The organism is Elusimicrobiota bacterium, assembly GCA_026388095.1.
Classification (GTDB): domain Bacteria; phylum Elusimicrobiota; class Elusimicrobia; order UBA1565; family UBA9628; genus UBA9628.
Map to the genome: position 1 here is coordinate 87,690 of JAPLKL010000008.1, position 8,236 is coordinate 95,925.

7 protein-coding genes are annotated in these 8,236 nt (G+C 65.9%); 1 reads left to right on the plus strand and 6 read right to left on the minus strand.

Annotated elements, in window-relative coordinates:
• Positions 1 to 55: 55 nt before the first annotated feature.
• Genes NTY77_02395 through NTY77_02405 form a run of 3 tightly spaced genes read right to left on the minus strand, consistent with a single transcriptional unit; the run spans position 56 to position 3,313 of the window.
• The gene (locus tag NTY77_02395; protein ID MCX5794332.1) at positions 56 to 523 is read right to left on the minus strand and encodes a cyclic nucleotide-binding domain-containing protein; all 468 of its coding nucleotides are present in this window, start codon (positions 521 to 523) and stop codon (positions 56 to 58) included.
• 1 nt (position 524) lies between these two features.
• On the minus strand, positions 525 to 1,769 hold the full coding sequence (locus tag NTY77_02400; GenBank protein MCX5794333.1) for a hypothetical protein: 1,245 nt from the start codon (positions 1,767 to 1,769) through the stop codon (positions 525 to 527).
• Positions 1,766 to 3,313, minus strand: a complete 1,548-nt coding sequence (locus NTY77_02405) for a FecR family protein (protein ID MCX5794334.1) — start codon at positions 3,311 to 3,313, stop codon at positions 1,766 to 1,768. The genes NTY77_02400 and NTY77_02405 overlap by 4 nt, the downstream gene beginning before the upstream one ends.
• A 206-nt stretch (positions 3,314 to 3,519) precedes the next feature.
• Here NTY77_02405 and NTY77_02410 point away from each other — a divergent pair, with 206 nt between their 5' ends.
• On the plus strand, positions 3,520 to 4,194 hold the full coding sequence (locus NTY77_02410; protein ID MCX5794335.1) for a hypothetical protein: 675 nt from the start codon (positions 3,520 to 3,522) through the stop codon (positions 4,192 to 4,194).
• A gap of 468 nt (positions 4,195 to 4,662) precedes the next feature.
• Here NTY77_02410 and NTY77_02415 read toward each other — a convergent pair whose 3' ends face one another.
• From NTY77_02415 to dnaG, 3 genes are all read right to left on the minus strand, one after another.
• Positions 4,663 to 4,968, minus strand: coding sequence for a hypothetical protein (locus tag NTY77_02415; GenBank protein MCX5794336.1), 306 nt, complete (start codon positions 4,966 to 4,968; stop codon positions 4,663 to 4,665).
• A gap of 2 nt (positions 4,969 to 4,970) precedes the next feature.
• The gene (locus NTY77_02420; GenBank protein MCX5794337.1) at positions 4,971 to 6,686 is read right to left on the minus strand and encodes a sigma-70 family RNA polymerase sigma factor; all 1,716 of its coding nucleotides are present in this window, start codon (positions 6,684 to 6,686) and stop codon (positions 4,971 to 4,973) included.
• A gap of 17 nt (positions 6,687 to 6,703) precedes the next feature.
• Positions 6,704 to 8,236, minus strand: a 1,533-nt coding sequence (dnaG, locus tag NTY77_02425) for a DNA primase (GenBank protein ID MCX5794338.1), incomplete at its 5' end; no start/stop codon positions are given.

Sequence of the window (8,236 nt, forward strand, 5' to 3'; positions counted from 1 at the left end):
TCCGTCGTCTTACCACAGAGCCCGCTGCCGGGCCCTGTGGTCTTCATCACACTGCCTAATGCCGCGCCAGCGCCTTGCGCCGCTCCTCGGCCACCTTGCGGATGGTCCGGGCCACGCTCGGGTTCTTGCCCAGCACCTTCTTGAAGTCCCGCGTCTGCAGCCAGAACAGCCTGGTGCTCTTCAGCGCCCGCACCGTGGCGTTGCGCGGCTGCTTGAAAAGAAGCGCCATCTCCCCGAAGAACTCCCCCGGCCCCAGCGTGGCCACCGGCTTGTCCCAGCCCGCCTTGCGCACCTCGACTGCGCCCTGGTAGATGAGGTAGAAGCCGTCGCCCTCGTCGCCCTCCCGGCACACGGGACGCCCCTTGGCGAATTCCACCAGGCTTACATAAGGGAGGATCCCGGAGAGAGCCCTCAGGTCGAGCCGGGCGAAAAAGCCCAGCCCGCGCAGGCCCTTCTCCAGCCAGCGGTATTCCTTCTCGCCCACCGGGACCGTCACGAAGCCGTTTCCGGAATCACTGCTCATTTTAGTATTCATAGGTGAACCCCATTAGGTAGTTTGCGGTGCGGTAGTTGTACGCATAGCTCTGCTCGAATTGGTTGTTGGAACGCGCCCACAGGAGATTGACCTGCGCCCTCAGGGAGAACCCGGGCGCGATGGGATAGACGCCGCTCAAGCCGGCCTGATAGAGGTTCTGGCCCAGGCGGCTGCCCGTGTACGTGCCGTTGCCGTCCTGGGCCTGCCGGGCGACGTACTGGAACCGCGTGTAGCTGAAAGAGGCCGAGACCGCGGTCGGATGCTTGGCTTCGCCCCAAGCCAGGCTCAGGCTCGGCCCCATCCCGAAGCTGTAGTAGCTGTAGGCGTCGGCGAAGAACTGCGTGGTCTTGGCATCGAAGTAGTTCTGGTTGGACAGGTTGTAGGCGAAGCTCGCGCTGAGCTTGGAGTCCAGGCGGCAGTCCGTGTCGAAGAGCCGCACCGGGCGCGGATAGCCCGCCGAACCGCCCACGGACTGCCAGTAATCGGCCCGGCCCGCGCCGCCGATCTGGTCCCGCGCGTCGATCACGTTCTGGTCGCTGAAGCGCTGGTAGAGCAGGCTGTAGCTGCCCTGCAGGGCGAGCACCGGCTCGCTGGCGGGATAAGGCATGGTGCCGGCCGCCGTGAGCTGGGTGTTGTAGGTGTCGAGGACGTTGCGGTTGAAGCCGGCGCGGTTCAAGGGGTTGCCCAGGGGGTCGGTCGGGGCCTGGGACTCCAAGGACTGGTAGTCCGGGAAGCGGATGCGGTACACGTCGAGGCCCAGGCGGTAGGAGAAAGGCTCCTTGTACACGTTCTCGGCCTCAAAGCCCACCGCGATCTTCTCAAAATCGAAGAGCCCGTGGCCCCAGGTCTCGTCGCGGGTCTGCTTGAGGAACTCGTATTTGTAGCTGGCCGAAGGCTTGAGCCTCCATTTCGTGCCCGCCACGGAATAGATGCCCGTCAGCGAGGCCCGGTGGTCCATCTCCTGCTGGAAGAGGCTGCCGGCCGGGACCGCGTCGGTCACGCCCTTGGTGCCCTGGTAGTTCCCCGCATAGGTCGGCAGGAGCGACCAACGCTCGTTGGCCTTGATCATGGCGCCGGCCACCACCGAGGCGTTGCCGGCCACGTTGGAGTTGCTGCCCTGGTAGAAGTACTGCCCGCCGAGCAACGTGGCGTTGAAGACCGGGGCGTACTCCGCCCCGCTGGCCCCCGCCGAGACCAGGCCCAGCGCCGTCAGGATCAAGGCGGCCCTCCTCATTGGATCAACCCGGACTGGATGAAGATCTTGGGCTCCACCGCCAGGTCGATCTTGCGTCCGCTGAACTCCGAGGCCGTCACGATGGTCTCGAAGTTCCAGTGCAGCAAGGTCTGCTTGTAGTCCGTGCCGCTGTAGGAGCCGGCGAAATCGCCCGTGTTGGCCACGCGGCCCTCGTCCGAGATCACGTAGCTGTCGTACTTCTCCCAGACGGAGCCGTCGCCGTTGGACGCGTATACGACGGAGTGCTCCACGCCCGCCTCGTCGTAGGTGCAGTCGGGCGGGTCGCAGGCCGGCGACCTGCGCACCGTGGTCAGCGACGCCGGGCTATACGAGCTCGTCGGATCGCTCCAGTCCCGGAGGACCGAGCCGGAATTGATCTTGGAGCCGTAGTTGGCGATCCCGGGGCCGCCGTTGACGATGGCATCCGCAGGATTGGCCGGCACCCAGCCGCCATGGGGCACGCCATTGAAGGTCAGCTTGTTGTAGTCGTAGAGCGTCTGATAGAAATTCGTCCCAGGCGCGAGCGCAACAAAGCTGTTCGTCACCGGGTCGAAGGCCGCCGACACCGCGTCGTCCGGGTTGCCGTCGTGGTTCACGTCCACCTGGTGCCCGCCCGAGGTGACCTCGAGCATGCTGTCCTGGGTGTTCGAGCGCCCGGTCTCATAGTCCTTCAAGTAATAGCCGCAGGGCGCGCCGATGCAGCCGGGCAGCTGGCGCAGGGCGATGGAGAGGTCGTCGGGCAAGGTGGTGTTGAAGGTGCCTTTGTAATAGAAATAATCGAAGCGCTGCTCGCGCTCGTTGAGGACCACGAGCTTGAACTGGTCCGCAGCGGGCCGCACGATGTACTCCTCGATGCGCACGCGGTTGCCGCCCACGTCGATGATGGCCTTGCCTTCCTTGTAGACCGCGTTCATGGACTCGAACGCCGCCGCGCTCTGGACCGCCTCCTTGGACATCTCCAGGCCCACCTCCCGCCTGGCCTGCTCCTTGAGCGCGTCCCGGCCGGACTGGCCCTGGGAAGTCTGCCCGGCGGTGAAGCCCTGGTCCGTCACGCGCAGGCTCTGCTGGTCGCGGATCACGGTCTCGTTGCCGTGCTGGTCCGCCACGGCGAGCATCCCGGAGAACATCTGGATGCTGGTGTGCCCCTGGACGTTGACGTCCACGGAGAACTCGGTGCCGCGCACCGAGCAGACCGCGGTGGGAGTGCGCACCTCGAAGCGGCGGGAGAGGGCCTTGTCCACCCAGGCCCGCAGGACGCCGATGGCAAGCTTCAGGGAGGTCCCGCCGGAGGTGGCCTCCTGGAGGATGAAGGAGCCGTTGGCCTCCAGGTTGATGCGCGAGCCATCATCGAAGCCGATGGTCGCGCTCGAGCCCGAGGCGGTGCGCACCTGGTCGCCGGCGTACAAGACGTGGCCCTCGCCGGCCCCCTGCCAGACCTTGGTGCCCGACTTCAGGATGAAGACGCTGCCGGAGAGCGCGGAGACCGTGGGTGCGGCCTGCACGGCGGAGGCCAGGCCCAGGAACGCCCAGACGATGAAAGCCATTCCGCGGGCGTAGCTCCCGCGGAATGGCCTATTCTCCTCGGCGTGTAGAGAATACGGCATAGATTACGGCTTGGCATTTAGGATAACAGTTACCTTATTTACTGTCAATGTAATATCAGTCACATCGAGTGTGACTTTAGTCACATCCGGGAACCGGCCTGGAGCCCCGGGCTTGCCGCCGGGGATATTTGCTAGAATCGCCCTCTATGAAGAACATCCCTCTGGCCCTCCTGCCGGACCCGTTCGTGGAAGCCTACCGCCGCATCGCGGCGCACATCCCGGGCATCGCCGCGGCGCTGCTGCTGCTCCTGCTGGGGATGTTCACGGCCCGGGTCCTGCGCACCGTCATCGACCGGCTCCTCAGCCAGGCCAAGCTCGACGACTACACCAGCAAGGTCGGGATCAACGAGGTCGTGGCCCGCCTGGGCCTGGGCAAGTCCCCGGTCTACATCTTCTCCTTCCTGGCCTACTGGTTCGTGCTCTTCGTCTTCTTCGTCTCCGCGGCCAACGCCGTGAACCTCAACGTGGTCTCGGAGCTGCTCGAGCGCTTCGCGCTCTTCCTGCCCATCCTGATCGGCGCCCTGCTCATCCTCTTCGGCGGCCTGCTCTTCGCGCGCTTCCTCAACGAGATCGTGCTCAACGCCGCGGCGGCCAACAACGTGCGCGGCGGCAGGGTCCTGGCCCACGCCGCCTACATCCTGGTGGTGGTGTTCTCCGCCATGACCGCCATGGAGCAGCTGGGCATGAAGCTCAACTTCATCTCCGCCGCCATCCAGATCCTGCTGGGCTCGGTCGGCCTGGCCGCGGCCATCGCCTTCGGCATCGGCGGCAAGGACGTGGCAGCGGAGATCCTGCGCGACCTGCTCGACCGGAAGGCCTAACCGCAATGCCGGTCACTTAAGGTCCGCTTCCGTCGGCCGCTGCCGTTAAGACCCTCGGAACCCCGTAGGGGTTCCGAGGCCGGCGCGACGATATTCCTCTGTCGCGCCGACCCTATGAGGATTCTGAGTGCTGAGTCACTTCCCCATCCCTTGGATCTTCATGAAGTCGCGCGCGCAGGCGGAATGGGGCGCGCGCGGCTCGCGGCGCCAAGCGCCGCGAGCGCACGAAGAGAGAGTATTGGGCCGAAGTCTCAGTGATCGGATGGCGACCTGAAATGCTGATTCTATTTATGAAATAACGCTAAATCTAGCAATACCTCCAGCGCTGGAGGTGGAGGGGCTAGAAGTGATAGGAAAATATGAAAGATTGGCACATCAAGTCGCCGTCTTTCGTCATAGCACAAAAACTGCGTGCCGCTAAGTGACCGGCATTGGGCCTAGCCGCGGGAGCGCGGCTCCGGCCGGGACCTACTTCTTGGGCTTCTTCCCCGTCGGGGACGGGACCTCCACGCGCCAGGCGCGCGGGCTGCCCGTATGGGAGAGCTTGATGGGCGGGATGGAGCTCACCGCCGTCTCGGTCGCCGAGCCCGCCTCCGACGTCTGGGCCGGCCTGGCCTCGGGCGTGTAGCCGCTCAAAGCGTGCGGCGGGACCTGGAAGCGCCGCGCCAGCAGGCCGCGGGCCGCGTAGAAGACCAGGATGGCGACCAAAAGCAGCGCCAAGCCGAAGACGACGTTCTCGAAGAGCGGATGCCGGTTGTTCTCGCTGCGCCTCATCTCTACTCCAGATAGTCCCGCAGGGACTTGCTGCGGGAAGGGTGCCGCAGCTTGCGGATGGCCTTGGCCTCGATCTGGCGCACGCGCTCGCGCGTGACCCGGAAGATGCGCCCCACCTCCTCCAAGGTCCGGGGATAGCCCGAGTCGATGCCGAAGCGCAGCTTGATGATCTTGGCCTCCCGGTCGGTCAGAGTGGCGAGCACCTTCTCCACCTCGCCGCGGCGCAGGAAGGTGCTGGCGGAATTGGACGGCGCGCCCGTGGCGCGGTCCTCGATGAAGTCCTCCAGGTAGGAATCCTCGTCCTCGCCGATGGGCGTGGACAAGGAGACCGGCTCCTGCATGATCTTCAGCACGTTCTTGACCTTGTCCATGCTGATGTGCAGGCTGCGCGTGTACTCCTCGAGGTTCGGGTCGCGGCCGAGCTCCTGCCGGAAGCGCCGGGTCACCTTGGTGAGCTTGCTGATGAGCTCCTTCATGTGGACCGGGATGCGGATGGTGCGGGCCTGGTCCGCGATGGCGCGGTTGATGGACTGCCGGATCCACCAGGTGGCGTAGGTGGAGAACTTGAAGCCCCGCTTGTACTCGAACTTCTCGACCGCCTTCATCAATCCCAGCCCTCCCTCCTGGATGAGGTCGGAGAGCTCGAGGTTGGAGTTGACGTGCTTCTTGGCGATGGACACCACCAGGCGCAGGTTGGCCTTGATGAGCTTGAGCTTGTCGGCCAGGATCGTTTCCTCCAGGGCCACGATCTTGTCGTTGAGCTCCAGGAACTTGTCCACCGGCACGGGCAAGGTGTGCTGAGTGCGCTGCAGGCGGTCGGCCACGCCCTGCATGTTCTCCAGGGCCGCCTCCACCGCCGTGGGCGAATAGCCGGTCTTGGCCCGGAAGGCGTCGGACTTCATGCGCCCCTTCTTGACCTGGTTGTAGTAGGCGCGCAGCTGCTCGAACTTCATCCCGAAGCGCCGGTCGTAGCGCTCCAGCTCGTCATGGCACTCCTCGATCTTGGCGGCCAGGTTCTTGATCTTGTTGGTGAGGCGCTTGATCTTGTCCTGGTTGAGGTTGAGGCTCACGATCTTGGCGATGACCAGCTTGTTGCGGGCCTCGATGGCCTTGGTCAGCTTGATGCGCGCCAGGGGCTTGAGCCTGGGGTTCTTGAGCTTCTCGCGCAGGGCGCTCATCACCTTCTCGGACTTCTCGATGAAGTCGGCCACGGACTTCATGCGCCGGCGCATTCCGGAGAGCTCCGAGGCGGTCTTGCGGCCGCGCGGCATGAGCTCCTTGGGCGTCATCTCCTGGGCCTCGATCAAGGTCTCCCAGGAGCGGATCTCGCGCTGGGTGACCGGCGACTCCAGCACCAGCAGGCGCAGTTCCTTCTCGCGCTCCCGGACGTTCCGGGCCAAGGTGACCTCTTCCTCGCGGTTGAGCAGCGGCACCCGCCCCATCTCGGAGAGATACATCCGGATGGAGTTGGAGATGTCCGAGCCCGCGCTCCACTCCTCGGCGAAGCGCTCCTTCTCCACCACCGGGGCCAAAGCCGACTTCTTGCGGTCCACGATCTCGATGCCGAGGTCCTCGAGCGTGCTCATGAGCTCGTCGACCTCCTCGGACTTCACGTTGGACATGGACAGGGTGCGGCTGATCTCCTCCAAAGTGAGATAGCCGTGCTCCTTGCCCAGCTTGATGAGGTTGCCCATCGCCTGACTTGCGTGCAGTGCCATAATCGTTTTCCTCTGGTTTACTTCTTCGGCGAGCCTTTCAATTCCCCCAGCAGCCGCGCGTACTCGGCGTGCTCGGCGGCGCCCAGCTTGCCGTCGCGGCTCAAAGCCTGGCGGAGTTCCTCCCAACGGGTCTGTCCCCGACGCCGGGCCAGCGTCGCCTGCAGGCGCGACGCCACTTCGGTCCGGTCGAACTCATCCGCCCTGAGCAGGAGCCTCTGGACCAAAGAGTTCTCCTCCGGCGCGAGCGTCTCGCGCACTCTCAGGGACCAATCGCCCGGCCAAGGCTGCAGCTTGGCCAGGACCCGCCATATGCGCCGGCCGGTCTCGGACGAAAAATCCGCCTCCCGCACCAGCGCGAAGAGTCCCGGTTCCATGAAGACGTCGGTGAGGATCTCCTCTTCGCCGCCGGCCAGCTCCGCCCTCGGGACCGCCGGGGCGGGGGAGGCGGACCGCGGCGCGCGCTCGCCCGGTCCGCGCCGGGACAGCTGCAGGCGCAGGGAGCCCTCGTCGATCTTGAGCCGCTGGGCCAGGCGCGTGAGCCACCCGCTCTTGACGATCTCGTCCGGGCAGCGGCTGATGGTCTCCAGCACCTCCCGGGCCACGGCGGACTTCTCGGTCGGACCCAGGGCGCCGGGGCGGCGCTTCAAAGCCAGCTCGGTCTGGAACTGGGCGAGGTCCACGGCCCCGGCCAGGCACTTCTGGAAGGCCGGCAGGCCGTGGGCATGCAGGAACTCGTCCGGGTCCTTGCCCTGGGGCACGGTCGCGACGCAGACGCCCAGCCCCTCGGCCAGCAGCAGCTCCGCGCTGCGCAGGGCGGCGTTCTCGCCGGCCTGGTCGGCGTCGAAGACCACGACCGCCTCGCCGGCGTAGCGCTTGACCAAGGCGACCTGGTCCACAGTCAGGGCGGTGCCCAGCGGCGCGCAGGCGGTCTTGAGGCCGTGCTGGTGCGCGGCCATCACGTCCATGTAGCCTTCCATCAGGACCACGCGGCGCTGCTTGCGCACCTCCGGCAGGCCGAGGAAAAGTCCGTAAAGGACGCGCCCCTTGGAGAACACGGGGGACTCGGGAGAGTTGAGGTACTTGGGCATGGCCTCGCCCAGGGCCCGCGCTCCGAAGCCCACCACCGAGCCCTTGGCGTCCTGGATGGGATAGAGGACCCGGTCGAAGAAATAGTCCCGCAGGCCGCCGCGCTCGGTCTTGCGGGCCAGCCCGGCCTTGACCACGAGCTCCGGCGCGAAGCCCTTGCGCAGGGCCCGGGCCGCCACGTCGCCGTCCTTTGGGGCATAGCCCAGGCGGAAGGCCGCGAGGCTCTCGGCGGACACCTTGCGCTCGGCCAGGTACTTCCGGGCGGCGGCAGCGGCCGCGGACTTGAGCAAGGTCTGGTGGTAGAAAGCGGCCGCCAGCTCCAGGAGCTCCCTGATCTTCAGGCGCTCCTGCTCGGCCGGGCCCAGGGCCTCCTCGCTCTTGACGATCTTCACGCCGGCGCGCCCCGCGAGCTTCTCCGCCGCCTCGGTGAAGCTCAGGGACTCCATCTTCATCAGGAAGGCGAA

What these genes read in the sequence shown, in the direction of transcription:
- NTY77_02395 (MCX5794332.1), bottom strand. Translation starts at nt 523, where the DNA reads ATGAGCAGTGATTCCGGAAACGGCTTCGTGACGGTCCCGGTGGGCGAG.
- NTY77_02410 (MCX5794335.1), top strand. Translation starts at nt 3,520, where the DNA reads ATGAAGAACATCCCTCTGGCCCTCCTGCCGGACCCGTTCGTGGAAGCC.
- NTY77_02415 (MCX5794336.1), bottom strand. Translation starts at nt 4,968, where the DNA reads ATGAGGCGCAGCGAGAACAACCGGCATCCGCTCTTCGAGAACGTCGTC.
- NTY77_02420 (MCX5794337.1), bottom strand. Translation starts at nt 6,686, where the DNA reads ATGGCACTGCACGCAAGTCAGGCGATGGGCAACCTCATCAAGCTGGGC.
- NTY77_02405 (MCX5794334.1), bottom strand. Translation starts at nt 3,313, where the DNA reads ATGGCTTTCATCGTCTGGGCGTTCCTGGGCCTGGCCTCCGCCGTGCAG.
- NTY77_02400 (MCX5794333.1), bottom strand. Translation starts at nt 1,769, where the DNA reads ATGAGGAGGGCCGCCTTGATCCTGACGGCGCTGGGCCTGGTCTCGGCG.